Source organism: Mucilaginibacter boryungensis, from assembly GCF_015221995.1.
Taxonomy (GTDB): Bacteria; Bacteroidota; Bacteroidia; order Sphingobacteriales; family Sphingobacteriaceae; genus Mucilaginibacter; species Mucilaginibacter boryungensis.
Genome location: NZ_JADFFM010000001.1, coordinates 1,954,297 through 1,980,631, shown reverse-complemented (window position 1 = coordinate 1,980,631; position 26,335 = coordinate 1,954,297). Strand labels below are relative to the sequence as shown.

Annotated in this window: 23 protein-coding genes; 10 read left to right on the top strand and 13 right to left on the bottom strand. The window is 41.4% G+C overall.

Features of this window, described 5'->3' with window-relative positions:
- Positions 1 to 169 precede the first annotated feature (169 nt).
- Both IRJ18_RS08330 and IRJ18_RS08325 read left to right on the top strand, forming a co-directional pair.
- A complete protein-coding gene (locus tag IRJ18_RS08330; RefSeq protein WP_194105728.1) occupies positions 170 to 358 on the top strand; it encodes a hypothetical protein in 189 nt (62 codons plus the stop codon).
- A gap of 109 nt (positions 359 to 467) precedes the next feature.
- The gene (locus tag IRJ18_RS08325) at positions 468 to 1,286 is read left to right on the top strand and encodes a glycosyltransferase family 2 protein (protein WP_194105727.1); all 819 of its coding nucleotides are present in this window, start codon (positions 468 to 470) and stop codon (positions 1,284 to 1,286) included.
- A 3-nt stretch (positions 1,287 to 1,289) separates the two neighbouring features.
- Here the strand turns inward: IRJ18_RS08325 and IRJ18_RS08320 are convergent, their stop codons facing one another.
- Both IRJ18_RS08320 and IRJ18_RS08315 read right to left on the bottom strand, forming a co-directional pair.
- Entirely contained in the window at positions 1,290 to 2,492 is a 1,203-nt protein-coding gene (locus tag IRJ18_RS08320; protein WP_194105726.1) for a glycosyltransferase family 4 protein, read from the bottom strand.
- Positions 2,492 to 3,913: an oligosaccharide flippase family protein gene (locus IRJ18_RS08315; RefSeq protein WP_194105725.1), complete on the bottom strand. Its 1,422-nt coding sequence runs from the start codon at positions 3,911 to 3,913 to the stop codon at positions 2,492 to 2,494. The genes IRJ18_RS08320 and IRJ18_RS08315 overlap by 1 nt, the downstream gene beginning before the upstream one ends.
- Before the next feature lie 257 nt (positions 3,914 to 4,170).
- Between IRJ18_RS08315 and IRJ18_RS08310 the strand changes: the two genes are divergently transcribed.
- The 5 genes from IRJ18_RS08310 (at position 4,171) to IRJ18_RS08290 (ending at position 10,172) form a co-directional block, all read left to right on the top strand.
- Entirely contained in the window at positions 4,171 to 5,832 is a 1,662-nt protein-coding gene (locus IRJ18_RS08310) for a hypothetical protein (protein WP_194105724.1), read from the top strand.
- Positions 5,822 to 6,781 carry a glycosyltransferase family 2 protein gene (locus IRJ18_RS08305; protein WP_194105723.1) on the top strand — a complete coding sequence of 320 codons (960 nt, stop codon included), beginning with the start codon at positions 5,822 to 5,824 and terminating at the stop codon, positions 6,779 to 6,781. The genes IRJ18_RS08310 and IRJ18_RS08305 overlap by 11 nt, the downstream gene beginning before the upstream one ends.
- Before the next feature lie 5 nt (positions 6,782 to 6,786).
- The gene (locus IRJ18_RS08300) at positions 6,787 to 7,893 is read left to right on the top strand and encodes a glycosyltransferase family 4 protein (RefSeq protein WP_194105722.1); all 1,107 of its coding nucleotides are present in this window, start codon (positions 6,787 to 6,789) and stop codon (positions 7,891 to 7,893) included.
- On the top strand, positions 7,871 to 9,112 hold the full coding sequence (locus IRJ18_RS08295; RefSeq protein ID WP_194105721.1) for an O-antigen ligase family protein: 1,242 nt from the start codon (positions 7,871 to 7,873) through the stop codon (positions 9,110 to 9,112). Before IRJ18_RS08300 ends, IRJ18_RS08295 begins: the two co-directional genes overlap by 23 nt.
- Positions 9,113 to 9,251: 139 nt before the next feature.
- The gene (locus tag IRJ18_RS08290) at positions 9,252 to 10,172 is read left to right on the top strand and encodes a hypothetical protein (protein ID WP_194105720.1); all 921 of its coding nucleotides are present in this window, start codon (positions 9,252 to 9,254) and stop codon (positions 10,170 to 10,172) included.
- Positions 10,173 to 10,174: 2 nt separating this feature from the next.
- Here the strand turns inward: IRJ18_RS08290 and IRJ18_RS08285 are convergent, their stop codons facing one another.
- From IRJ18_RS08285 to IRJ18_RS08265, 5 genes are read right to left on the bottom strand one after another with little or no spacing between them, the layout of a single operon-like run.
- A complete protein-coding gene (locus IRJ18_RS08285) occupies positions 10,175 to 10,996 on the bottom strand; it encodes a class I SAM-dependent methyltransferase (protein WP_194105719.1) in 822 nt (273 codons plus the stop codon).
- The gene (locus IRJ18_RS08280) at positions 10,990 to 12,459 is read right to left on the bottom strand and encodes a B12-binding domain-containing radical SAM protein (RefSeq protein ID WP_317174062.1); all 1,470 of its coding nucleotides are present in this window, start codon (positions 12,457 to 12,459) and stop codon (positions 10,990 to 10,992) included. The genes IRJ18_RS08285 and IRJ18_RS08280 overlap by 7 nt, the downstream gene beginning before the upstream one ends.
- Positions 12,460 to 12,504: 45 nt before the next feature.
- Complete coding sequence (locus IRJ18_RS08275; RefSeq protein ID WP_194105718.1) at positions 12,505 to 13,554, bottom strand: radical SAM protein; 1,050 nt, start codon at positions 13,552 to 13,554, stop codon at positions 12,505 to 12,507.
- A gap of 4 nt (positions 13,555 to 13,558) precedes the next feature.
- On the bottom strand, positions 13,559 to 14,275 hold the full coding sequence (locus IRJ18_RS08270; protein WP_194105717.1) for a class I SAM-dependent methyltransferase: 717 nt from the start codon (positions 14,273 to 14,275) through the stop codon (positions 13,559 to 13,561).
- Positions 14,276 to 14,294: 19 nt separating this feature from the next.
- Positions 14,295 to 15,794, bottom strand: coding sequence for a B12-binding domain-containing radical SAM protein (locus tag IRJ18_RS08265; RefSeq protein WP_194105716.1), 1,500 nt, complete (start codon positions 15,792 to 15,794; stop codon positions 14,295 to 14,297).
- 140 nt (positions 15,795 to 15,934) lie between these two features.
- On the opposite strand from IRJ18_RS08265, the gene IRJ18_RS08260 reads away from it, so the two are divergent.
- From IRJ18_RS08260 to IRJ18_RS08250, 3 genes are read left to right on the top strand one after another with little or no spacing between them, the layout of a single operon-like run.
- Positions 15,935 to 16,678, top strand: a complete 744-nt coding sequence (locus IRJ18_RS08260; protein ID WP_194105715.1) for a class I SAM-dependent methyltransferase — start codon at positions 15,935 to 15,937, stop codon at positions 16,676 to 16,678.
- Entirely contained in the window at positions 16,675 to 17,817 is a 1,143-nt protein-coding gene (locus IRJ18_RS08255) for an amidohydrolase family protein (RefSeq protein ID WP_194105714.1), read from the top strand. The genes IRJ18_RS08260 and IRJ18_RS08255 overlap by 4 nt, the downstream gene beginning before the upstream one ends.
- Before the next feature lie 19 nt (positions 17,818 to 17,836).
- Positions 17,837 to 18,946: a glycosyltransferase family 4 protein gene (locus tag IRJ18_RS08250; RefSeq protein WP_194105713.1), complete on the top strand. Its 1,110-nt coding sequence runs from the start codon at positions 17,837 to 17,839 to the stop codon at positions 18,944 to 18,946.
- On the opposite strand, the gene IRJ18_RS08245 is transcribed toward IRJ18_RS08250, so the two are convergent.
- From IRJ18_RS08245 to IRJ18_RS08220, 6 genes are all read right to left on the bottom strand, one after another.
- On the bottom strand, positions 18,871 to 19,992 hold the full coding sequence (locus tag IRJ18_RS08245; protein WP_194105712.1) for a glycosyltransferase: 1,122 nt from the start codon (positions 19,990 to 19,992) through the stop codon (positions 18,871 to 18,873). The genes IRJ18_RS08250 and IRJ18_RS08245 overlap by 76 nt on opposite strands.
- A complete protein-coding gene (locus IRJ18_RS08240; RefSeq protein ID WP_194105711.1) occupies positions 19,982 to 21,646 on the bottom strand; it encodes an ATP-binding cassette domain-containing protein in 1,665 nt (554 codons plus the stop codon). Before IRJ18_RS08240 ends, IRJ18_RS08245 begins: the two co-directional genes overlap by 11 nt.
- A 163-nt stretch (positions 21,647 to 21,809) precedes the next feature.
- The gene (locus IRJ18_RS08235; protein ID WP_194105710.1) at positions 21,810 to 23,096 is read right to left on the bottom strand and encodes an MFS transporter; all 1,287 of its coding nucleotides are present in this window, start codon (positions 23,094 to 23,096) and stop codon (positions 21,810 to 21,812) included.
- 12 nt (positions 23,097 to 23,108) lie between these two features.
- The gene (locus tag IRJ18_RS08230) at positions 23,109 to 23,333 is read right to left on the bottom strand and encodes a hypothetical protein (protein ID WP_194105709.1); all 225 of its coding nucleotides are present in this window, start codon (positions 23,331 to 23,333) and stop codon (positions 23,109 to 23,111) included.
- A gap of 36 nt (positions 23,334 to 23,369) precedes the next feature.
- Complete coding sequence (locus tag IRJ18_RS08225) at positions 23,370 to 23,960, bottom strand: TetR/AcrR family transcriptional regulator (protein WP_194105708.1); 591 nt, start codon at positions 23,958 to 23,960, stop codon at positions 23,370 to 23,372.
- Between the two features lie 91 nt (positions 23,961 to 24,051).
- Positions 24,052 to 26,316 carry a DUF7133 domain-containing protein gene (locus IRJ18_RS08220; RefSeq protein ID WP_194105707.1) on the bottom strand — a complete coding sequence of 755 codons (2,265 nt, stop codon included), beginning with the start codon at positions 26,314 to 26,316 and terminating at the stop codon, positions 24,052 to 24,054.
- Positions 26,317 to 26,335 lie beyond the last annotated feature (19 nt).

Below are 26,335 nucleotides of genomic sequence, written 5' to 3'. Positions count from 1 at the left end.
TATCACGGAAACATGGTTTAAAAGGTTGCCTTGGTTATAATTTATTTTTCGCAGGGAACTATTTAGATATTCCTAATCAATTTATGAAGCCGTATTTGAATAATTTGTAAGCAACCGTAACCGCCGTTTACACGTGTTAAATATAAATATACACATTATATAAAACCAAATGAGTGTAACCACTTATAAAATACAGGATAACTTTATGGTAGCTAATTGTATAAAATGCGGCCGCAGACCTGTTGTTGCGCAGGATGCCTATACCTGGATTGTGTTATGCCCCAATGCAGCATGTAATAATAGCGTAGAGGGTAAAACGGCTAATTTTAAAGCGTGGGACGAGCAAAATAAAAAATAATCCCGCCTTGCTGCATGCCACAGGCAACCCTGTAAGCCATCCATCCGATATATTAAATAGATAAGCGGTCTTTCATTTGCTTAACTATCTAATAAAATCTAACTTCATTATGGTTCCTGTTTCAGTTGTCATTATTACAAAGAACGAGGCTGACGTTATTCAACGCAGTGTTGCAATGGCTCGGTTAATTACCGATGATATTGTAATTATTGATAATGGCAGCAGCGATGATACCGGCAAAATAGCAACTGAATACGGATGCCGGGTATTCCAAAAAAATTGGGACGGTTACGGCGCTAACAAAAACAAAGGCATAGCCTGCGCCCGGTACAATTGGATATTAAGTATTGATGCGGATGAAATAATTGACGAAGAGCTGGTTACAGCGCTCCATCACCTGCATTATAACAACCCTGATACTGTTTATAACATCAGGTTTAAAACTTATTTTGGCGATAAGCTGATCAGTTTCGGTAGTTGGGGCCGCGACCATCACGTGCGCTTATTCCATCGCGGTACGGTAAAATGGTCGGAATTGCCCGTACACGAAACTTTGCTATTCCCCAAAGGCACCAAACAAAAAACCCTTGCGGGTTTTATACATCATTATTCGGTTAAAAACGAGAAAGAGTGCCGGGAAAAGGCTTTACACTATGCTTTGCTGAGCGCAAAAAAATACTACCACATTGGTAAAAAAAGTAATTTTATTAAATTATACCTTTCCCCTGCTTTTAATTTCTTGCGGAACTATTGCTTATACCTGGGCTTTTTAGATGGTTGGGAAGGATGGTGCATTGCCAAAAATACCGCCAGACACACTTGGCTTAAGTACCATCACCTGTATCAGTTAGAAAGTATGCCTATCCAAAAAACTTACCAAAGCGATAACCTGTTATACATGTACCCGCAAATAAAGCAAACGTCTTAGCTTTTATAAATCAAGCTGTAATATACGTTTGTAAAACTCAACATGCTGTTGGGCTATAGTTTTGATATCAAACTGCGCCTTTACTTTTTTATTACCCCTTACTGCCAGGGTTTTACATACGTCAGGGTTATTTAAAAGAGAGATGATAGAGGAAGCTATTTGTTCAACATCATCCGGATCTACCAATAAGCCATCTATCTTATCTTCAATTAATTCAGGTCCTGATGTGCGCTTGGTATTAATGACGGCTGTACCGCAAGCCATAGCTTCTAACGGCGCCAGGGCAAAAGCTTCGGAATAGGAAGGGAACACGCTTATTACCGAAGATGATAAATGCTTAAATAAAGCCTGTTTAGTAATATGCCCGGTAAAGGTCACTGTTTTTTTAGCCTCGTTTGATAAATAAGAAATTACCTTTCTCTGGTCTCCCCTGCCGCAAATTATTAACCGTGCACCGGGGACGGCTTTATTTACCAGGTTCCATGCCTTGGCTAATTGATATATCCCTTTCGAGGCTACAAGGGTACCGGTATAAATAACTTGCTCTGTATTTCTTGTTATATCAATAGCAATATCCGTATCTATTCCGTTATATATTACCTCAATAGCTTTTGTGTACGATAAATATTTAGCGCTTTCCCGGGCCATATACTCGCTTACACCAACAACCGCCACCGCCTGATTTAAAATATCCTGCTCCATTTTAATAATATGTGCGGGCGGTAGTTTTGTTACCTGCCTGGTATAGGTTATTGAGCCATGCAACTTCACTATCACAGGCACCGATAGTTTAGGAAAGGGCAGATACGATGTACAAAACTTTATATAATCATTATAGTCAGGCATTTCAACCAGGTCGATATGGTACCGGTCAATAATTTCTTCCAGCCGGTCTTTAAATTCAGGCAGTCTTTTACGGATATCCCGTTGCATAAGTCCGGTATCTTTAAGTAACCGGGTAACTATGCGTACCATTAGTCGGCTGCGCTTTTCAAAAAATCTTCCGTCAAGCTCCAGGCGGAAGCGGTAAACTTTTACCCCTTCATCCCAAAATTCATCTTCGCCGCCGTAACCCGGGGTGTACAACCCTGCAACCACAACCGTATAGCCCATTGCCGCCATTTGCCGGGCCATTAACTGTACCGCACTGCCTATGCCCCCGTGCTGACCGGGAGGATACTCATCGCACAGGTATAGTATGTTCATCAGGATAAAAAATTTTTAAAGTTATACAGGTGCTGCCTGGTTATTTGCCTGCTTAAAATACCCCCTAAAATATAAACTACCAAAGCAATTGGCAGGCTTATAAAAAATGAGGTATTTAGCCATAAAACCAATAAATAAACCACGGCGGCAATAGTGGCAAACAGAAAAAACGGCTTTAATGATATGGCCATAATTTGCCGGTAAACAAGTTTATACAACAGGCCGCATTGTAATAAGGTAGTCCCTAAAAACGCAATAGCGGAACCCAGTCCGCCAAATTTGGGAATGAAAACAAGGTTTAGCACCATATTTGTAACAGCGCAATAAATAGTTATAAGGGTAACTTGCTTGTACTTTTTAGCCCCAAAACTTAACGACCATAGCAGATTAATAAAAACCTGCAGTGGGATACCCCACGATAGAATGAGAAATTGCATAGAATTAGTGTCGCCATATTTACCCTTTGTAATGAAGCTGACCACGGGCACCCACAAAATATTAAGCGATAAAGGTATCAGCATAGCAAAAAACATTTCAACCGAATTAAAAGCATTTATCAATTGCCGGTTTGCAATGTCGGGTTTATGATTAGCTGCCATTAACCGTGATAAACGCGGCATAATAATGGGAGCTATAATTAGGATGGGCAAACGGGCCAGCTCGAAAGCCCGGTAAGCGAAACTGTAATCGGCCAGCATTACGTTGGTGGTCATTATCCCCAGCAATATCCAATCCATACGCGAAAGGCTCATGTCAAATATTACCGAAATATATTGTGCCGACGATTCCTTCACCAGCTTAACATAAGCCTTTAACCGCAATTTAAACCTGAAGCTGGTGTTTATTAAAACATAGGTAAGCAAGGCCACTAACTCAAAACCCGCCGCGCTAACAAGCACAACTATAACGGTATTAATAGTGAGTTGATGCGTTTGCTGAAGTATAACAGTTGCCGCCACCTTACTGCTATTGCTGATAAAGGCGATAATGCCATATGGAGTAAATTGCTCCTTCGCGTTTAAAAACTGCTTCAGGGGGGTACCGGTAAATATAAGGCCCTGCGCCGCGAAAAACCATGGTAGGTATTTGTACACAGGGTTTTTATCCCCCAGAATGGAATTCAATAGTAACAATGCAGCCAATGTTATAGCGAAACCTGTGAGCGAGTGCAAAAAGAACGCCGCCGCCGCCCAATCTGACCGGCTGGATGCCGCTATACGCCGGATAACCACCTGTTCAAGCCCTAACCCTAATATGGTGGTAATAAACAATGAAACCGCGTTCATCCAGCTGATCATACCGAAGGTTTCCTTGGTAAAATAAACCGATACTAAATAAAAGAACACACTGCCCAATACCTGTACTGCTACAGATTGCAATCCGGATGAAAAAAACCTGGTGGATAGTTTATTTTTTGGCAACGTTATATTTCTTTGGGATTAAAACTAATACATTTTTTTCATCGCACTGGTTGCCTGTATTTAACTAATTGAGGTATTAATTATTCCTAAACTAATCAACTGCCGCAAAAACAAGTCGGCCATTATAAAACAAGGTTATAAAGATGCGTATTTAAAGCAACCTATTTAAGCAACGCAACGTAATGATTAATGAGATATAACAGGGATGATCAGTCGCCGAAAGCAACGCGGTTATAACATTAAACTGTTAACAATTGATGATTAAACAGCTTACATTAAACTTTAAAAAACTTACGGCCAATGTTGATTGGAAACTACTCCTGTTCCTGCTGCTGTTTTTAAACATTAAGCTGCCTATTAAAATTGCGGCCTTAGTATTAATATACCTGCTGCAATTTGATCTTAAGTTTAAACTCAGCTTCAAAAATTCCAGGCTGCCGCTGTTTTATTTGCTGATTATTCCCATCGCTTTTACTGGCTTGATTGTTAATCAAAATTACCAGGCCCATCATTATATGCCGATATTTTTTACCGGGATTGCTTTTTGGGTACTGGCATTGCTGGCCATGCACCAGGTTAAACTGATGGTTGAGCGGGCCGATACCCAAACTGTCCATAAAACTATTATTGCTTTTTTTATCATTAATGCCATATTTTCTTTAGCTAACCTAGTGTTTATTATTTTCAGGATACACGATATTAACCCCTATACCTTCAGGGGGGATTATCAGAAATACTTCATCAATACCGGCGATTTTATAAAAGGAGTTACGTTTGATATTGCCCCCACCGGCGCTATCCTAAACTCGTTTGGGGTGATCTATTTTTTATTTAAAAGGAACACGGTAATGAGTATGCTATGCATGTGTATGCTGATGCTTACCTACAACAACTGCATAACCATAATGTTAATAATTATACTGCTGGCTTTATTTGCTTTCAAAAGCAGCCGCGACCAAAAAAGTATAATAGTTGTTTGCATTATGCTTTTCGGTATATTTATGATCAAGGTATCGCCGCAAAATAAAGTATACCTTACCCAGGTTATTTACCGAAGCCTGCATATAAAACACCAGGATTATGTAACACCCACGCCCACCAATCTAGCTATCACGCAAAAGCCCGATAACCTTTTAACATTTGATGAAAGAAGACAGAAATTTGCCTTGCATTATTTGGATAGTGTTAATGCGGCTATCAGAAATAAGTATGGTTATCGGCGTTATATACCATTATTGCCGCTAAAATTCATGAAAGACGGGGGTATAATTATCCCACTACCAGATACTAATGCCGGCCAACTTAACGTAAGCAACATCCCGGAACCCGACAGAGTAAAACTACTTCGTTTTATCAACGACCATAAGCAAAACCTGCCTGTATCGGGCAGTAGCAACTACCGTTCAAATTTGCCAGGAAAAATAGCAGGTGCGGTACAAACTATCGATTATATAAAGCAACACCCCCAAGGTATAATAGCGGGGTTTGGCGTCGGATGTTTTTCATCAAAAATTGCTTTCCGCGCAACGGGATTAGGATTGAATGGCGGCTATCCCAAAGATCTTACTTATATCCATCCCGCTTTTTTAAGCAATCATTTGGACCTATATATGCATTATTTCAGCAAAGAGGAAGGCTTTCATTCCATCAGTAACAACCCTGCTTCGGTATATGATCAGTTACTGGCCGAATATGGTTTATTAGGCCTGCTGGCATTTTTTATTTGCTATTTGGGGTACTTTTTAAAGCGGTATAAACAACTGACCTACGGTTTGCTACTACTTTTTTTCCTGGCCATGGTGTTGATTACAGATTACTGGTTTGAGCAATTATCTATTATGATAGTTTTTGAGCTGCTGCTTTTTTTAAATATAAAAGAAAGTGAAAAATTAGTTAACATGACGTCTCATGCATCATAAACCGTCCATAACAGTTTTAATGCCAGCTTATAATGCCGGGAAATATATCGGCGAAGCTATACAGTCGGTATTGCAGCAAACCTTTGTTGATTTTGAACTACTAATTGTTAACGATGGATCAACCGATGGTACGCTTGCTGTAATAAACAGTTTTGATGATAAGCGGATCGTAGTAATAAATCAGCAAAATAAAGGTATTGCCGAAGCATTAAATACCGGTTTAAAGTATGCAAAAGGCGCATACATTGCCCGCTTTGATGCCGACGACATTTGTTATCCTGAACGATTACAAAAACAATATGATTTTTTAACCAGTTACCCCGATTATGTAATGGTTGGCAGCGATGCCGACTATATTTTAGAAGATGGCGATTTCCTTTTCCATTTTCAATGTATTGCACATACCTATAACGAGGTGATGGACAAGCTATATTTTTATTGCCCTTTTATACACCCGGCTGTAATGTACCGTAAAGATGTCATCTGTAATGCTGGCGGTTATTCGGCACATGCGCATAATTTTGAAGACTACTTATTGTGGACCAGCATAGCAAAAACGGGTAAAATGGGCAACCTGCCCGAAGCCTTGATAAAATATCGCCACAATCCTTCTTCGGTAACTATTGACGAACGCTGGCGAGGTAAACGGTTTCGGGATTTAAAACGCATGGCTGTAAAACGCGGGGCCATTACCCACGAAGAAGGTGATGAACTATTAGCTATCATAAAAAGACAAGACACCCCGCGTATAAAGGAAGGATCGTACCATGCACTGAGCGGAAAAAAATACCTGGCCGAAAACTACCAACTGGAGAAAGCACGCGCACATATTAAAAAGGCTATTGAAATACATCCGTTAAGATTGGACAATTACCTTTTATACCTTGTTAGTTACCTGCCTGTGAAAATAATTTTATGGTTGCATAAATTAAGTCCCAATAAGCTATAATGCCAATGAAAATTGTATTTATTACCCGATCTACAGCCTATACAGGGCGCGGAGGAGATACCGTCCAGGTATTAAAAACTGCTGAGCATTTGCGTACACTTGATGTTGAAGTGGATGTAAAACTTTCAAATGAGGTTATTAATTATGATGAGTATGACCTGTTGCACTTTTTTAACATCCCCCGCCCTGCCGATATGTTGCGGCATAGTAAGGCATCGAATAAGCCCTATGTAATTTCAACCATACTGTTAGATCATAGTGAGTATGATAAGTATTTCCGCCGCGGTGCCGGTCGCTTGTTAAAGTTTTTTTCAGCAGATGCGATTGAATATATTAAAACCATAGCCCGGTGTCTGCTGGGTAAGGATTACCTGGCCAGTAAGGAGTTTATATGGAAAGGGCAGCGCAGATGCATAAAAGAACTGATTAAAGGAGCAGCCATATTGTTACCCAATTCGCCGTCAGAATATGAAAGGTTGGTTGAACAGTATGGCTTAACAGCAAAATACCGGGTTATCCCCAATGGGGTTGAACAGGCTACATTTAACTCCCCTGATACTGATAAGTACCCTGATATGGTACTATGTGTAGCCCGGATTGAAGGCAATAAAAACCAGCTTAATTTAATTAAAGCTTTAAATAACACTCGCTTTAAAGTGGTAGTTGTAGGCAAACCAGCCCCCAACCAATTAGATTATTATGCCCAGTGCCGTAAAATAGCAGCCGCCAATATTGAATTTATTGATTACCTGCCGCTGAAACAGTTGGTTGAACACTACCGCTGGGCCAAAGTACATGCGCTACCCAGTTGGTTTGAAACCACCGGACTAAGCACACTTGAAGCAGCAGCCATGGGCTGCAATATTGTAATAACCAATAAAGGTGACACACAGTATTATTTTGAAGATTACGCCTTCTATTGCGATCCATCATCACCTGAAAGTATTTATAAAGCGGTAGACGAAGCAAGCCAGGCGGCTTACAATAAAGAATTATATTATAGAATTTTGGAAAACTTTACCTGGCAAAAAACAGCCGAAGAAACATTAAAAGCTTACCAGGCAGTAATACCCCATAGCGCCCAACCCCATGAAACAGTTATTGCTGATTAAGGACACCTTATCTAACCAGATAAGCTACTATCATCTGGCGCTAATGTTGGCCGTGCTTCCGTTCGATCAGTTTTACAGCCACATTATATTTATCAGTTTTGCGCTGCATACCCTGTTCCATCTACAAAAAGACAGGATTAAACAGTTAGCTACCCTAAGGACAGGAATTATGCAAGCCATCTTTTTTGTAACACTTATCAGTTTAACTTATACAGCATATCCGGCAAAAGCAGGAGATGATATTACACGACAGCTAACCATTTTGCTATTCCCTGTATTTTTTTCCCTTACATCGTTCAATTTTCGCAAATACCGGGATAATTTGCTGCTGATATTTTCCATTGTTTCTGCCGCCACAATTGTTTATCTGTACCTGTATGCATTGTACGTTATACATTACTTTAAACTCCCGGTAAAAGTCATTTTTTCTGAAACTTTTATCAATCACAAATTCAGCGCACCTATTGGTATACATGCTACCTTTTTTTCAATGCAGGTAGTGATAGCATTTTTTTATATAGTCATCAGGCTATTAAAACAACAAAACTTTTTAACCAAAGCCGTATATATCCTTACCTCCTTAATATTGCTTGCTGGGATAATTCAGTTAGGGTCCAAAGCTATATTTATTGTAGTGTTGCTTGGTATGCTGGTGGCCGTCCCTTATTTTATTATATCCGCCCGTAAACAGATGAGGTATGTATTAGTCAGCTCGGTTATTACAGTAATAGTTGTGGGCGGTGCATTAAGCATTAACAGTTTTAAACAACGCTATGTTACCGGCCTGGAAACAGATCTGTCAAAATTTACCGATTATGAAAATGTAGAACCACGTGTTGTAAGATGGCAGGCTGCGCTTGAGGTGGCCGTTAAAAACCCAATAGTCGGCTATGGCGCCGGTGCCGAACTACCTATACTGGCCGACAAATATTTCGAGAAAAAAATGTATATCTCTTTTGTAAACAGGCTTAATGCGCATAATCAATACATTACTTTCTTACTTACTACCGGTATTATTGGTTTATTGATTTACTTGAGTACACTATATTTCGGCTTCGAAATAGCCTTCAGACAACGCGATATGCTTTTCTTTATCTTCCTGCTTACTATTGTTGTTGTTTCAGTATCAGAGAGTTTGCTTCACGCGGAGAAAGGGATTTATTTCTATAGTTTGTTCTTTTCATTCTTTGTCTTTTCTGAACGGGAAAAAGCCCGTTAAAAAGTAAATAAATATTCCTTAAATATTTACAGTTGCTGGCAACCAAAGCCTCTTTTGTTCCGTCATCATTACAGGTATAACACTAAACAATATACCTCTTTAAGAACGTAGTGATCAGACGCATAAACATCAAAACACCTTGACAGAGATCAACAAAAATATTTTAGCTACACTCGCGTATTTCGATATGTTTAATTACCCGTTAACGCGTGTAGAGATATTCCTGTTCCTGCAGCAAAAATATCGTCAGCAGGATTTTGATGTTGCCCTGCAATATTTGGTGGTAAGCCAGGCCATATATAAGTTTGATAATTTTTATACGCTAAAGAATGATCATGGTTTAGTTGACCGGCGCATAATGGGCAACCGAAAAGCCGCCGAACTGATGAAGACAGCCCGCAGGGTGAGCGAATTGCTTATCCGCTTTCCCTATGTAAGAGGTATCGCTATTTCAGGCTCGTTATCAAAAAATTATGCTGATGATAAATCGGATATCGATCTGTTTATTATTACAGCCAAAAACCGATTATGGATAGCACGCACTATAATGCATGCCTTTAAAAAACTTACTTTCCTGATAAATAAGCAACATTATTTTTGCATGAACTACTATGTGGATGAGCAGCAAATGCAGATAACAGAAAAAAACATTTATACCGCCACTGAAGTAGTTACTCTGATACCGTTACAAGGCGATGCCATATTCGATCAGTTTTTTGCAGCTAACGCTTGGACACAGGAGTATTTACCTAACAATTACCTCCGTTTATCGTCAGCCCAGTCAGTAAAAAACAATGCATTAAAAAACGCGGTAGAGTCACTATTCAACAACCATGTAGGCGACTTTTTCGACAGGATATTAATGAAAATAACCGGCAGCCGTTGGAGCAAAAAAACCATTGAAAAGCGCCTGAATGCACATGGAATAGTCTTAAGTATGAGCGCCGAAAAGCATTGCGCAAAACCGCACCCTGTTGAATTTCAGAAAAAGTTAGTGGGCCGATATAATGATAAAATAGCGTGCCTGTTTCAAAACCGCGAAAGCAGCATGGTTTATTAAGATCAGTGCTTTTTTTGCAGGGTGATAATAAAATAATCGCCCATAGTGCGCCACGGCCAGGTACCCTTCATTTTATTTTCCCATTTCTTAAGCCAGTTGAATTTTGCCGGATGCTTTTCAGCGAAACCTTCTATGTACGATGGTGGTACAATAGTGCATAAACCTTCAATACTTAAACAGTTAAAGTATTGCCTGCTATTTTTTATTATGTAAGCCGGGTTGTAGTACCAGCATTTAAAATATTGGCCTTCAATATGCGCTGTGCGCCCGTTTTTACTAAAGAACCGCCGTGTAGCCGTTTTAAACTTGCCCTTAAATATCAGTAAGGCTTCCCAAAGGCAAAAACCAGGAATAATAACAAGAGTTGCCGTCCCCCCTGGTTTCAATAGCGATGGCAGCGAGGCAAGCACTTTATCCAGCTCACCTGTACAGTTAAGGCCGCCAAAGTTTGAAAATATGGCATCGTAAGGGCCGCGCGCTGTTAATTGTTCCAGTTTGGTGAACGAACATAGTTCTGTGCTCACCATAGTTGTTTTTCCGGCTTTTTCTATCTTTTCTTTCAATACCTGCTGCATACCTGTTGATATATCAGTAGCATGCACATAATAGCCCTGGCTGGCAAAAAACAGCGCATCTTCCCCTGTTCCGCTATTCAATTCTAAAATATTACTACCAGGTTTCAGGTATTGCAGGATATGGCTGCGCACCCTGTCGCGCTTGTAAGTAACGATAGTGTTTGATGAGTATAACTCATCAAAAATAACCGACTGACGCGTAAAAGCATCGCCGGCCAACAATTCGTGCGTGAGGTTATCGCTCACCATGAGCGTTCGGTTTGGTTAAGTTTAAATTTCTGAAACATGGTAGCCGGCATATAATACAGCACTGATAAAGCCTTTCTGATGGCTTTAATATCGGCCTTGAAGGGGTTACTTATCAGGTTAGCAAAGCTATTGCGCGCCAAATGCTGATGGTAATTACTATGCACATATTTGTGCAGTTGTTTATAGTAGGACGGCGGGAAAGTGTTACTAAACATCAGCGCCATCTCGTCCGAATCTGTCCAGTTGCTTTTGGTTTTCAGATCGGCTTTTACGCGCTCGTAAAAAGCGGTACCCGGCAATGGGTAAGATACGGATATGCCAATTTCAAACGGCAGCAGCTGGTTTATCATGGCTATAGTTAAAGCAATGTCTTCTTTGGTTTCTCCAGGGTAACCGAACTGGATAAAGAATGATGGTTTAATGCCGTACTTCTTCATCAATTTGGTTGACTGATGGATCTGTTCGATAGTTGTGCCTTTATCCATAGCGTCCAACACTTTTTGTGAACCGCTTTCCGCTCCTATCCAAACGTTTTCACAACCGGCAGCTGCGAGGGCCGCTATCTGATCATCCTGTAAAAGCAAGTCGGCGCGGGATTGTATCTTAAACCTGAATTTCAGACTTGCAGCAGCTACTTGTTTTGCAAATTCAGGCACCCAACCGGGCTTCAGTCCGAATATGTCATCACTAAACCAAATGTGTTCGGCACCGTAGTGATTGATCAGTAGTTTTAATTCTTCTACCACATGGGCTACGCTGCGGGTGTTATATCTGCTGCCGTAAATTGGTTTGGCACACCAGTTACATTTAAACGGGCATCCCCGTGTGGTATTCATATTCAGCGAAAAGTAGCCCGAGCTTTTTAGCCAGGTATCTTTGTATTGCTGCATGTTAACCAAGTCCCAGGCAGGTAATGGTAGTACGTCCAGGTCTTTCATTACCGGTCGCGGCTGGGTTTTTACAAATTGCCCCTCATTCTTGTAAGCCAAACCTAAAATATCTTCGGCCATTGTCATTTCCTCGCTCAAAGCATCAATCAGTTCCAATAATGTCTGCTCAGCCTCACCGATGATCACAAAATCGGCACCCTCATCAAGGTACTCTTTATAATGATCTGTACTATCCGAGCTGGAAACTATAACTGTGCAGCCTTGTTGTTTGGCCAGTTTACACATATGGAATGCCGCTTCACGCATGTTGGTGAGGCACATTTTAGTCAGATAATTAAAACCATCATCGTACACAACAAAAAATTGCGGTTTGTTAGTTTCAATGGCTGCTAATACTTCTTCAGCATTGCTCAAAAACATCGTATCGAACAGCGAAACCTGGTAACCTTGCTGGCGCATTAACGCAGCAGCATATAGTGTCCCCAATGGTGGATAGGGCTTGCCCGTCGCCCATTGCTTTGGGTCGAACCGCATAAAATACGAGTGACTAAAAAGTATGCTGTGCTGTTTCACTATATCAATTACGTTAATTAAAGTATACTGGTTGCTTACCTATAGTTAAACAACCGGGTTCATACGCGGCGGTAAATTAAGCGAGCAAACACATTTTATACAGGCGGCATTTTTATCCATATCAAGCGTTTTCCTAAAGTTTACGGCTTCGGGGCTGTTCAGTATTTCGGTTAAGGATGTGTCATGTATATTGCCAATCGTATCCAAAAAAAAGCAGGGCCTTACGCTGCCATCGGCTTCAATAACTGTTGATACCCAGGGTGCATTACATTTTTTATAGGGGAAAGGGTTATGTTGGTAAAATGCGGCATAATAATCGTGTATAGCCTGAATTTTTAAAGGCGGTTCGGCAATAAAACCGTTCCTGAACTCGGTTTTATATTCCACAAGTATTTGATCTATTATGGCTTGCAGTTCCGGCAAATCCTGTTCGCTTAATAATATCTCGTGCTGCTTTGGTTCGCTCCATGCCGTTTGGCGGTTAAAAGCATGACTGCTTACATCGGCAGGTAGGAAGCTGATCTGGTTTAAACCCATTTCTTTAGCCTCCTTAATAATGTTTGGCCAGTTACGAAAATTAAGCCGGTGGATAACCGTACGACCGGTAATGCGATAATCCGGGTTGATCGTTTTAATGTGCCCCACCCCTGCTTTTAACCGTTTGAATGCCATGGGTATATTACGGATGGCATCGTGCAAAACTTCATCACCATCTAAGGATACGATCAGGTCATTTACCAGTTTTAGTAACTGCGGGGCATTTTTTTCGATGGATAACCCTGTTGATAGCAGCGTTATTTTTATGCCCTGCTTTTTAAGAATTGTACACAGGTTAAAAAAATTAGGGTTCAGTAAAGCTTCACCACCCGACATCACTACCTGTTGTGTACCAAAAGCTTTCAGCGAAACCAGTAAACCTTTAATATCATCTTCGGTAAGTTGCTTCAGGTTGCGGTTATCCTTCCATATATCGCACATTACACAACGGCAATTGCAGGCGCTATGGGGCATTAATATTACAATAGGCAATGCTTTTATAGCATGTGTTTGCAACGTGCGGTATCTTCTCCAGGTATGTTGTAACGACTGCCCCATAGTGCTATTTCTTTATACAGATCCAATAGAACGGCCCTCTTTTGGCCACTCGGTTAAAAATGCTGCCCGGATCAAACAAAACCTCGTAGTTAAAACCGGTTAATATATTTAAAGTATGGTGATGGTACAGATCTGCCATTTGTGGAAACCCCATTGCCTGATAGTAGTCAGCGCAACGCTTTATGGCTCCGTAAACTTCGCCCGGCCCATAAAAATGCGTATCGATAATATGTATTTCTCCATGCGGATTTAAACGACCGAGCGCCGTTTTAAGGATAGCTTGCGCAGCGGAGAAATAAGGTAGTACCGCCGCAAAAACGATGACATCAAAACGCATATGACCGATCACATCGCCATCCAAACTATCATTAACAAACTGCAGGTTATCTTTTTTAAAAACCCACATAGCCTGGCTTATTTCTACCTGGTTAATATCAATCCCTGTCACTTTTGCACCGGGGATATCAGCCAGTTTTGCCGCTAACCAGCCATTACCGCAACCTACTTCCAATATAGCCAACGGCCTATTTTTCTTTTGTAAATAACTTATCAATCTTTTAGCTGAATGCTTACGTATAAGCCACTCGTTGTAGTATTTATGGGTAGTATCAACATCCGGTAACCGACTAACTTCGGCATCGGTATATACACGCCCTTCATATGCCCTTACGGCAAGGTAAAGCTGCTCAAAATCCGTTTCAATTAATTCGGGGCTTTGCATTTCTAAAAGTTCATGTTAACTAAAAACCCTGTATCTCCGGCTGGCGGTATTTCCAAAACCGTTGTAATAGCTTTATCTCGTATGGGTATTTGTACAAACTTGCTTTATACCTTATTGCAGACACAAACCGTATCGACCGGCGTTTTAAATCGTTAAGTTTAATATCAGTTACGGTTGGGTATACCCCATTCAGCACCGTCTCAAAATTTCTTATCTTATTTATCATCTCAGGCGTAAGCCATGGCGTTAAAGGGTTTTTGCGCATATCAAAATTTTCCCAGGCCGGGCTAACCCAATCTTCCAGTGTCTGCGGGAATTTAAAGCCGGCATCCAAAACCTGCTTAAACAGTTCCGAGCCTTCAGTCGGTACAGGACTGTAGGTATAAATTACTATTTCGGTATTGGGGTTTACCGCTTTTACTTTCTTAATAAATTCTATTTCAAAATCAATCTGCGCCTGTACCTTTTCGGGTGTCGGTGCGGGTGTGCCTAATACAAACGAGTATTCGGGGATGATATCAAACTTCTTCAACCGCTCGGCAAAACGGATGATCTGGTCGCCGGTTTGGGTACCGCCTTTATCCAGTTGTTCCAGAATATCGTTATTGCCGCTTTCCGCACCAAAGAATATGATCTTACAGCCGCCGTCCCTGATCGCTTGTAACGATGCGTCGCTAAATTTATCCATGGTATCAATACGCGCCATGCCCCACCACGACATTTTTTCAGGCGCTATCAGCCTGGCAAATTCAACCGCACGTTTTTCCGATACAAAAAAGTTATTATCATGAAATTCAATAGCATCGGCGCCCCATTTATCTTTAATGTATTTAATATCCTTATAAACGGTTTGTGCCGATTTGGCTTTCCACCTGGCCTCGTAAATAGGCACTACCGCGCAAAATGAACAGGTGAATGGGCAACCTATGCTTGAATGGTAAGCCAGCGTTTTTTCGCCCAGGTAAGTGCGGCCCAGATATTTTTTTATCGGATACATCGTATCCAGTTTATCGTAAGGTAATGGCGGCAGGGTTTCCTGGTCTATCAAATCTTCTTTACCATTTTTAACAATACCGGTATCGGTTTTGTAAATAATGTTTTTTATGAACTCGTAGGGCGTGCCATTTTCCAATGCATCTATCAGCAAGGGGAAAGCGTGATCGCCGGGGCCGTTAATAATAAAATCCACATAGCCCGAACACAGCACAGTATCGGGCTGGGTAGATGGAAAATAGCCCCCCCAAATTACTTTCACCTGCGGGTTTTTAGCTTTAATAGCTTTACACACCGGTGTGGCCTGCTTTAATTGCGGCCCGGGCATTACGGTAACGCCTATATATTTATATTCGCCTGTATACAGGTAGCTTTGTATTTTCTGTAATGGGTCGGTCTCGCAATTGCCATCAACAATAACCCAGTCATACTTACCTTCTACCGATGCGGCAATATTCATTAACGAGTTGGGTATACGGTGCTTGGCAACAGCGCTAAGGGGGTTAAATAATATGATCTTGTTCATACAATGGTCCGGGTGTCGTGTATTCTCATTTATAATTACGCCGCCTGGGCTATGCAGGTTGCCTTTGTGCGTAAATAAAGCCTGCTAAGCAACCATTACAATCGTTAAACCGTATTCTTATTATTCACAATAACATTGTTATGCTGCAACAATTAAGACGGTTTATACCCAAGCGTTTATTAAACCCCTACATCCCCGAAACCGAGGCGGGCACGGCATACGATATATGGTCTGAAAACTACGATAACCAGCCGGGCAACTTAATGCTCGATCTGGATGAGATCATATTTAGCCGCATGCTGGCGCGTACCGATATAAAAGGAAAGAAAATTGCCGATATTGGTTGTGGAACAGGGCGTCATTGGCCTAAAATAATGCGACGCCAACCTTTGGAACTGGCAGGCTTTGACGTTTCTGTGGGGATGTTGAGCAAACTGAAACAAAAGTTCCCCGAATCGGAAGCCCACCAGATAATTAGCGACCGCATGCCGAATGTACCTACCGATGCCTTTGACGTTGTTGTATCTACCCTAACCATGGCGCATATTAAAAACCTGGACGATGCCTTGCTTAACTGGTGCCGCATTGTTAAAAACAGCGGTGATATACTGATCACCGACTTTCATCCGGATGCTTTGGCTAAGGGCGGGCAACGTACGTTTAAGCATGGCAATGGCCATATTGCAGTGCGCAATTTTGTACACCGGCTGGATGAAATAGAAGCTGTATTAGGTTCAAAAAAATGGAAAGTAATACACAGGGAACAAATAGTTATTGATGAAACATTAAAACATTACTACGAAAGCAATAACGCATTACACGTTTACGATAAATTTAAAGGAATGCCGATTATTTACGGTCTCCATTTTAAACATGAGGCATGATACTAAGCAATGTTCATCGGGTTGGCAGTAATGAAGCCGGCAATATCAGTATCAGCCATGGGCTGATAACTGATACCGCTGTGCACGCTGCACACCACCCGAAACTTGTTTTTGATAATGCTATTGTGTTTCCTGGATTAATTAACTCGCACGATCATTTAGACTTTAACCTTTTCCCCCAATTAGGGCACCATATCTATCATAATTATACCGAGTGGGGTAATTATATACACCGTTACTATAAGCCGGAGATAGATGCCATATTGAATATCCCCCTTGCTTTGCGTACTGCATGGGGTGTTTATAAAAACATGCTTTGCGGCGTTACAACTGTGGTAAATCACGGTAACGAACTGGAATTAAAAGACGTACCAATTAATGTGATGCAAAATTGCCAGTCGCTGCATTCGGTACGGTTTGAAAAACATTGGAAACGCCGCCTGAATAACCCCTTAAAATTAACTGCCCGGGTAGCTATACATACCGGCGAAGGCACAGACGAGGCTGCCTGCGATGAAATTGAACAATTGATACATTGGAATTTATTGCATCGTGAATTAATTGGCATACATGGGGTAGCTATGACCCCCAAACAAGCCAGAAGCTTTAAAGCTCTGGTATGGTGCCCGCAATCAAACTATTTCCTGTTGGGCACTACCGCGCCTGTTCACCGGCTTAAAGATTATGTGCCTATTATTTTCGGAACGGATTCAACCCTTACCGGGGACTGGAATATTTGGGAGCATATACGCCAGGCCCGGAAAACCACCTACCTGTCGGACAAAGAACTATTGGCCAATTTAACCACCAACCCGGCAAAGGTTTGGGGCATAAACAGCGGTGTAATTGCGCCCGGCAACGATGCCGATTTAGTGGTGGCGCGTTTAAAGAACGGTCAAAGCACCATGAACAGCTTGTTTGATGTAGACCCGGCAGACATTCTGTTGGTGATGAGCAAGGGGAATATCCGCCTGTTTGATGAAATGCTTTACAGTCAGTTGGATAGTATTGATAAAAGCCGTTATAGTAAGATAATGATAAACAAGGTATACAAGTATGTATATGGCGATTTACCCGGATTAATGAAGCAGATACAAGCCTACCATCACCATATACAATTTCCGGTTACCGCCAGTTAACAACCACAATATTGCGCTAATGAAATTTGTTTTTGCCAGCTATGTATATTCCCCGGGATTTACCGACCCGCATGCCTGGATAAAGCATATCGGTTTTTATTTGGGCACCCTGGAAGCGCTGGCCGTAACCGACACGGTGATTAGTATTGAACAGATTGATTATGAAGGCGAAGCCGTAAACAACGGGGTTAAATATTATTTTAAACGTTACAGCAATCATGAACGGCGTTTTCCGTCCAAACTTCACCGGTTTATCCGTAGCCTTAGTCCTGATGTAGTAGTTATACAGGGTTTGCATTTTCCTTTGCAGATAATACAATTGCGTTTAATGTTAAGCCCGCATGTAAAAATCATAGTCCAAAACCATGCAGAACAGCCATTTACCGGTATAAAAAAACAGCTGCAGCGCATAGCCGACCGTGGCGTGCATGCTTATATGTTTGCTTCAAAACCAATGGGGTTGCGCTGGGTACAAAAAGGCAACCTGGCATCAGCTAAAAAGCTGCACGAGGTAATGGAAGTATCGTCAGATTTTAAAGTTATCAATAAAGAAATTGCCCAATCTAAAACAGCAGTTGCAGGCCAGCCGGTATTTCTTTGGGTTGGCCGTTTAAATGCAAACAAAGATCCGTTAACCGCTGTAAGGGCTTTTTTACAATATGCTTCAGTTCAGCCACTCGCAAAACTTTATATGATCTATCAAACCGATGAATTGCTGGAGGATATCCTGATAGAGTTAGCCAAACATCCGAGCCAAAAAAACAATATCAAATTAATTGGCCAGGTGCCGCATGCCGATCTTTTGTACTGGTATAACAGCGCCGATTATATTATTTCGTGCTCTTTTTATGAAGGCAGCGGAACGGCCTTGTGCGAAGCTATGTCTTGCGGGTGTATACCTATTGTTACTGCTATCGATTCCTTTAAAATGATAACCGATAATGGCAAATGCGGCATGCTATTCGAGCCGGGCGATGCAGGGGGGGTGTTAACCGCTTTAATACAAACCCAACAGATAGATACCTCTGCAAAAAGGGAATATACATTAGCGCACTATAAGGCTACCTTATCTTTTAATGCTATTGCCAGCCGTTTCCGCGAAATAGCTACTACATTGCTTTCGGTATAAAGTTTTACAAACTGCGCGGCGGTATCTTCAATTTTAAAAGGTACTACGGGTGTATATTCAACATTGGCATCAGTTAATATACCGGTAATTATTTCTGCTGCATCATGCGTATTTTCAGCTATCTCCCAGTTCGGGATATCTTTATCCATCAGGCGCAACAGGCTTACCACCTTTGCTCCGGCAGCCAAAGCTTCGGGTGCTACCATTACCAGGCCTTCATAATTACTGGTATGCAAAAGCACTTTAGATTGCTGCATCATGGCCAACACCTGCGGGTGTGGCAGTTCTTCAACAAGGGTAACATTTGTTTGTATTTTCAGCTTATAGATCATACGCATTAACCTGGCCCGCTCGGGGCCTGCGCCGCATATTACAGCTTTAATATTGGGAAAACGGCGTCTTAACCGGCAAATTACATCTAAAAAAAGATGATATTGTTTTAGCGGGATCAAGGAGCCTACCCCAATTATATCAATAGTACGCTCACAATCGTTCTCTTCAAACTTCGATTGATCAATCCCACCTGGTATCACATGTTTAGGAGTGACATCATAATTGGTTTCCATATTACTTACCAAAAAATCAGATATGGCCACCAGTCTGTTGCTATCTATCCCTGCAAGGGTAAAGTATTTATTATCGAACCGCGCATCCTGTCCCAGCATCCAGCAATAATGTTTAAGCCGGTGCAGCCTTGCAAACTGCTCGCCTATAAAAGCACATTCGCCTAACCAAAAGCTGAGCAGCCCAATTATTTCGTAATCTTTTTTCAATTTGGTCAAAGCCATCCACACCTTTAGCCAGTTATATAGCCTGAACAATTTCCCTTTGTTCCTGCCACCAAATGCCTGTACCGGGACACCATGGTATGTGTAATTACGGGCTTTGAACGGGTATTCAAACGATAGCACCTGCGGATTTATGCCCGGGTGATCTTCCTTAATAGCTTTTACCAGGGCCTGCTGTAAAGGCAGGCAGGTAGTATCGGCTTCGCTTTCAGGGAAACCGGGCGTTAGTATAACCAATATGGGAGGCTTAGGCAGCATATGGTGATATGGTTTTATTACAAAATGATAAACTGGTTTTATTATGCGTTATAAATAGCACTATTTTATCGTGCTTAACATTCCTGATCCTGTTGAGTATTTGCCGCCCGGCAGCTTCATCTATTTCACTGAAGGGTTCGTCCAGGATCAATAGATCACACTCGTGATAAAGGGCACGTGCTAAAGCTATCCGCTGGCGCTGGCCGCCGCTAATATTTTTACCGTGTTCGTGTATCATTTTATGCACTCCTTCGGGGTATTCGTTTAAAAACATGTCTAACCCGCTAATGTGCAAGGCTTCGTTTAAATTATCTTCATTATAGCCTTCGTCACTCAGGGTGATGTTTTTTAAGATGGTGTCGTTCATAAAAAAGCTTTGCTGCTTTACGTAAACTATCCTGTTCCAATAGACTTGCCGCTGCTTCATATCAACGGGTTTATCATTTATAAGAATAGTGCCTGCATCTTCCTTTAAAAACCCTAATAACAGGTTAATAATAGTAGTTTTCCCACGCCCGGATATACCCGAGATAGCCGCAAAATCGCCGGTATTTACTTCAAAACTTAAGTCGCGGATTACCGGGTTGCCATTGTACCCAAATACTACATTACTAAAGCTGATATTTTGAATGGGGGTATCGGCTATTGCAGGTTCGGGCATGGTAGTAGAATGTGTACCGGATAGTTGCTGTAACGTAAAGCTATACGTACGCATTTGCCCAGCACAGTTTAGTATTTTTACCACGCCCGGAATAATTTTGTAGGCTGCCGCCATAAATATGCCGATGGTCAGCACATCGATAGTTGTTTTACCGCCAAACCATTTATTGATAACAATAAGGATAAAAAAGCCCAGCAGGGCAAAAACCTCTACAAACCGCGATGACATGCCTTGTAAGGTTTGCTGTGCGGCCAGTGTTTGGTTTAGCTGAGATTGTTGCCGGGAATAACGGTTTACAAAAAAGCTGTTTTTATGATAGATATTACTCTCCACATAACCTGATAATGATTCCTGTAAATATTGGATCACCCTGGCGCTGCATTCTTTTATTTGCGCGCGGACGCTTTTAAGCTTGCCTTTAATAAACCAGCCCAGCAATACAACCGGTGGAAATAACAGTATAAGTAATAAAACAAATAAAACCGGATGATACAGCAGTATTGCCGCAACGGTGAAAAAGATCAATACCCCCTGCGCAATGATCTGCTGAAAATTGGTTAGTACGTAATGACCAAATTCAATAGGCACCTGCCCTATTTGCCTGATACGGACTGATGAATCTACATTAACAAAATCGGTATAACTTCCTTGTAAGTAGTTGTTTATATGGTCGCCCGACAAGCGGGATGCTACACTATAAACAAAACTATGTTGTTTTTTTGACAGCCATACGCCAGCCATATTTTTAATAAAAAACAGCAACAGGAATAACCCGGTAACTGTTATGGGGTTGGCATTAGCAAGCGCGCTATAATAAGTTAGGGAGGAAGAAACCGGTACACCACTGGTATACACCCGGATGATAAATACCAAAGCTATCAGAAAAACCACGTCAGCCAAACCCATCAGCAGGTCGAAACCGGCCATTATAAACAAACGGTTTTTCTCGTTAGGGGTTAGTATTTTAAATAGTGACGTTATGAATTGCCTCATAAAATGCTTTAAGCATTGGTATTACTTAAAGTTATTACGGCAATTTTTGCAGTATAGTTGCCCGTGTTTTTACAAGAAAAATATTTATACCGAAGTACAGTATCCTAAAATCAACAAAGCCCTGCAATTAAATTACGGGGCTTTGTTTTTCTGTGGTAAGCTATTAAAACCCCTCACTGATAACTACATCCCCTTCTTTTACGGCAGCTGGTTTATTAGCTGTTTTTTTGCGGACAAGTTCGCTAACACGTGACATAAGCAACATGCTAATAACGGAAATACCTACAATTACATAGCCCACAATATTATAATTTTGAAGCGGCGCCCCCTTAAATGGCTGAACAACTATTATTCCTGAAACCGCGGCTGCTATGCCCCCGGCAATTTGCTGTAGTGATGAGTTAATGCTCATAAAGGCGCCACGGTCGGCCATATCCGGCACGGCGCTGGTCAGAGCCGATGAAGGTATCATACGGCTCATGATCCCCATCATCATCAAAATATTTAATACAATCACTAAAAAGAAAGGAGTAACCGATAGATTAGTATAGACCACACACATCACCATCATCCATATTGATGCCCCCACAAATAGTTTAAACTTGCTTATTTTATCACTTAAGCGACCTATCACCGGCATAATAAATAACGAGCTTACACCCGATATCATAAATAATACCGGTAATTGTTCGTTAGTTATCCCCAGGTTATTAATAGCAAAGGCGCTGCCAAAAGGCATCATCATAAAACCACCTATTGATAATAACGCTGTTGCGGTAAAACCAATGCGATAATCGCGTTTTGCAACGGTATGCCACAAGTGAACAAAAGCTGATTTGTCGCGCTGAATTTCCAGGTGTTTAACAATAGGGGCCATTTTAATCATAATAATAATGGCGACGATAATTGCCAGCCCTGCTACCATAAAAAACGGTGCTTCCCAACCCATTAAATTAGCCAGGTATAAACCAATTGGGATACCTAAAACCTGGCTGGCGCCGAAACCCATTTGCAGAAATCCCATTACGCGCCCGCGTTGTTGTAAAGCAAACAGATCGGTTATGATGGCCATAGAAATGGAACCAATAACGCCGCCAAACAGCCCGGTGATAATACGGGAGGCTACCAATTGTACATAGGTTTGCGATAATCCACAGAATACGCTGCCTGCAATAAAGCCGATATAAAAAAACAGCAATAGCTTTTTCCGATCGAATTTATCAGCAAAGCCGGCTGTGAGCAGCCCGGATATACCCGCACTAAATGCATAAGCCGATACGGCCACGCCAAAGGCAGAGGGTTTAAGGTTCATGGATTTCATCAGCATATCGCCCAGCGGCGACATTACCATAAAATCCAATATTACTGTAAATTGTGTAATGGCTAACAAAAATATCACTAATTTTTGGTAGCCGGTAAAAGGTATCATTTCTTGTTTTTGTTGTTCCATAGTTGTGTTAGTTTAAATTAATTCGCAGCACAGATAGCCTTTGGCATTTAACAGATCGATAATTTGATAATGCTGAAGCGAATATGTTACTACACGCAGCACACAATCTTCATCTTCCATATCTATGCTCCACTCGCTTATGGCATTATCATTGTCCAATAATTCGTGCAATACCAGTTTATCCCTGGCCGATTGTATGTTTGTTTTAAATATGAGTATGTGATCAAAATTGTTCATAAATAAATATTCATTTATTTAAATTCAAAAAAAATATTAGTTCTTTAAAGCCTTAACCACCAGATCAAATGTTTTCCAAAGTATTTCATCTGTCATAGTAAATGGCTTCCCCCCTACACTTGTCCCTTCCATATGGAATTTTATTAATGCATACAAAGGCGAAAAAGCTATCGACCAGTAAACTTCAAATGGCATCTCATCAATTTCTCCCCTCGCTACCACATTCTCCATAAATCGCCCCACAATGGATTTAAACTTTTTCAGAAAAATATCTGCAAACTGTACCTGGTAGCTCGAACTTCGTATCTGATCAAAAAAATTCCCCAGCAAAGGGTTTTCAATCATATACTTATAACGATTCTTCCATTGTACCCTCAACCCTTCTTCAAATGAGCTTTCCGGGTCCAGGCTTTTTATCATCGCATCGCCCATTTTATCGCCTTCCTCCAGCGCTATACTTAAAATCAAATCGTCCCGGTCCTTGTAATAAATGTATAGCGTGGCTACTGATATACCGCAGGCCTTTGCCAGTTTATTCATACTAAAGCCCTCAAAACCATATTTAACAATACTTTCAATGGCCTTTTGCTTTACCAACTGTTCCTTATCAATATTTCTTGTACGCATAGTTAATCGTCACAAATATAAGTGAATATTCATTTATTTAAGAAATGTTTTTATTTATTTTTACATAACACCCTTTAAAACAAATTCTTATTTATTTTTTTATGTTGGGCGCGGATGGATTAAGCGCATTTAATTCATCTATCGTCCAGCTTTTGGTCCGGCCAATGGTTGCTTCGCGTATCTTTTTTACCTCTTCCACTGTCACAGTTTTTGCCTTATTGCCAAAATCGTTACGTATATAGCTTAAAACAGATGCGATATACTTATCGCTATTAGCCCCCAATGCGGGCATTACGTCTGCATAAACTTTTCCATTAACCGGGCCTGTAAGCCCATGCAGTAATATCCGCACCAATTTTTCAGGGCTGCCATTAACGTCAGGCGCGCCGGCAAGCGGCGGCGCAGGCATTTCCTTACCACCAATGGCAATCCCTTTACCATCCAAGCCGTGGCACGTAGCACACAGTGTCTTAAAAATTATTGCCCCGTTATTCACTAACAGTCTATCAGTTTCCTTTAATAACCGTTCCGCTTCGTCGCGCTTCTTTTTTGCAATAATAGCGTCAGTATATTTGGTGTTTGATGCAATCATCACTTGGTCATTCGGATAATGCTGAATAAGGTATTTTTCCAGGTCCTGAGCTTCGACTGTTTCATTATAACGCAGCGTTAATGATAGCTGAAAACGGACATCGGCGCTGGGATCATCTTTAAGCAAGGCCAATTGTGGCAATACAGCTTTGTCTATTCTCATGCGGTCTTCGGCTATCCAAACCGCGGTTTTGCGCAGGTGGGTATCCTTATCTTTCAAACTTGCAAAAAGCAGGTCGTCACTAAGCGAATTTAAACCATTGAGGGTCCAAAGCGCATGTATCCGGGCTATGGTGTTTTGGGAGTTAGCTGCAAGTTGGTTCAATGCCGGCACTACCGATCTCTCGCCGCGTATCACTAACAGCTTCTGGGCATTATCGCGCCACCACCCATTAGGGTGCGATAGGTATTTTACCAGGGCTGAACCTGGTTCGTTTAACATATTAGGGCGGGTTTTTAATGGTTTTATACCATCATACACAACCCTGTAAATGCGTCCGCGGCCAGTGTGTTTCTCTAAACCCTTTCTCAATATCTGAGGCCTTAAATAACTGCCTTCCTTTGTCCAGTTACTTTCTTGTATTATACCGTTGTACATGTCAACAATGTATAAACAACCGTCGGGGCCAGTGGCTGAATTAACCGGGCGAAAATTTACATCGGCCGAAGCAATAAACTCTTTTTTGTAATAGGCGTTTTCCAGTGTTATTTTTCCATCATTATCAATAACCTTTGCACGTCGGACAAGCCGGCCAACGGGTTCGCATAATATGTAGTCGCCTTTTAAATCAGCTGGTAACTTATCGCCACGGTATATGGATTGCCCGTTACAACCTGTAAAGTGGTTCAGGGTGCTATCAGGACGTAACCTTTTTACGCCACCCTGCACATCGGGCGTAGCTATAATTGGCCAGGGCTCCTGAAAAAACTCGTTAAACTGGTCTTTTATGTCCAGGCGGCCGTAAAAAGGGTTTTGATGAAAATTTGAGGCCGGGTTCTCCGCACCGGCTACAGAATAAAATATTCGTCCATAATCATCTGTAGCCAGCCCCCATTGCCCGCCTGCATTTTCGTGGAGTTTTTCTGCATCCAGTTTACCATTGGCATATTTGTATCGCAAATCATCATATGTTACATAAATACGGTTGTCTATATTCCATACAAGTCCGCTTTTTTGATGCTCTAAATTGGCCGTACTAACAACATCGTTGCGATAAACCAGTTTTTTTTCATCGGCATGGCCTGTACCCTTGGTATCTCTATAGCTATAAATATTGTTAGAGTAAGTTTCGTTCACTAAAAGACGATCGTCCAGCGTCATGATCATACGCGGCAATAACAAACTATCAATAAATACTGTGGCCTTATCCATCACACCGTCGCCATTGGTATCTTCCAGCTTTTTAATTTTACATGTCCTATTGCTTTCGCCTGTGCCATCCACATCTTCCATGTAAGTATTCATCTCGGCAACATACATGGCGCCATTGCCATCCCATACTATAGCCACCGGTTTACTTATCATGGGTTCGCTGGCCACCAGTTGCATGTGATATCCTTTTGGGAGCACAAAGTTCTGCATACTTTCCTGTGGAGATAAGTAAGTATTGGCCGGGTGCGGGTTCACGATAACGTTGCCTGCGGCATCTCTTAATATTTGGCTTTGATAATGGCCGCTTCTACCATTTCTTAAATTTTTACAGGTAATTACCAATATAGAAACAGCAATCAGGCTTGCTGCCAACAAGAGTTTACGAGTATTCATGTGATAGTATGCAATCGAT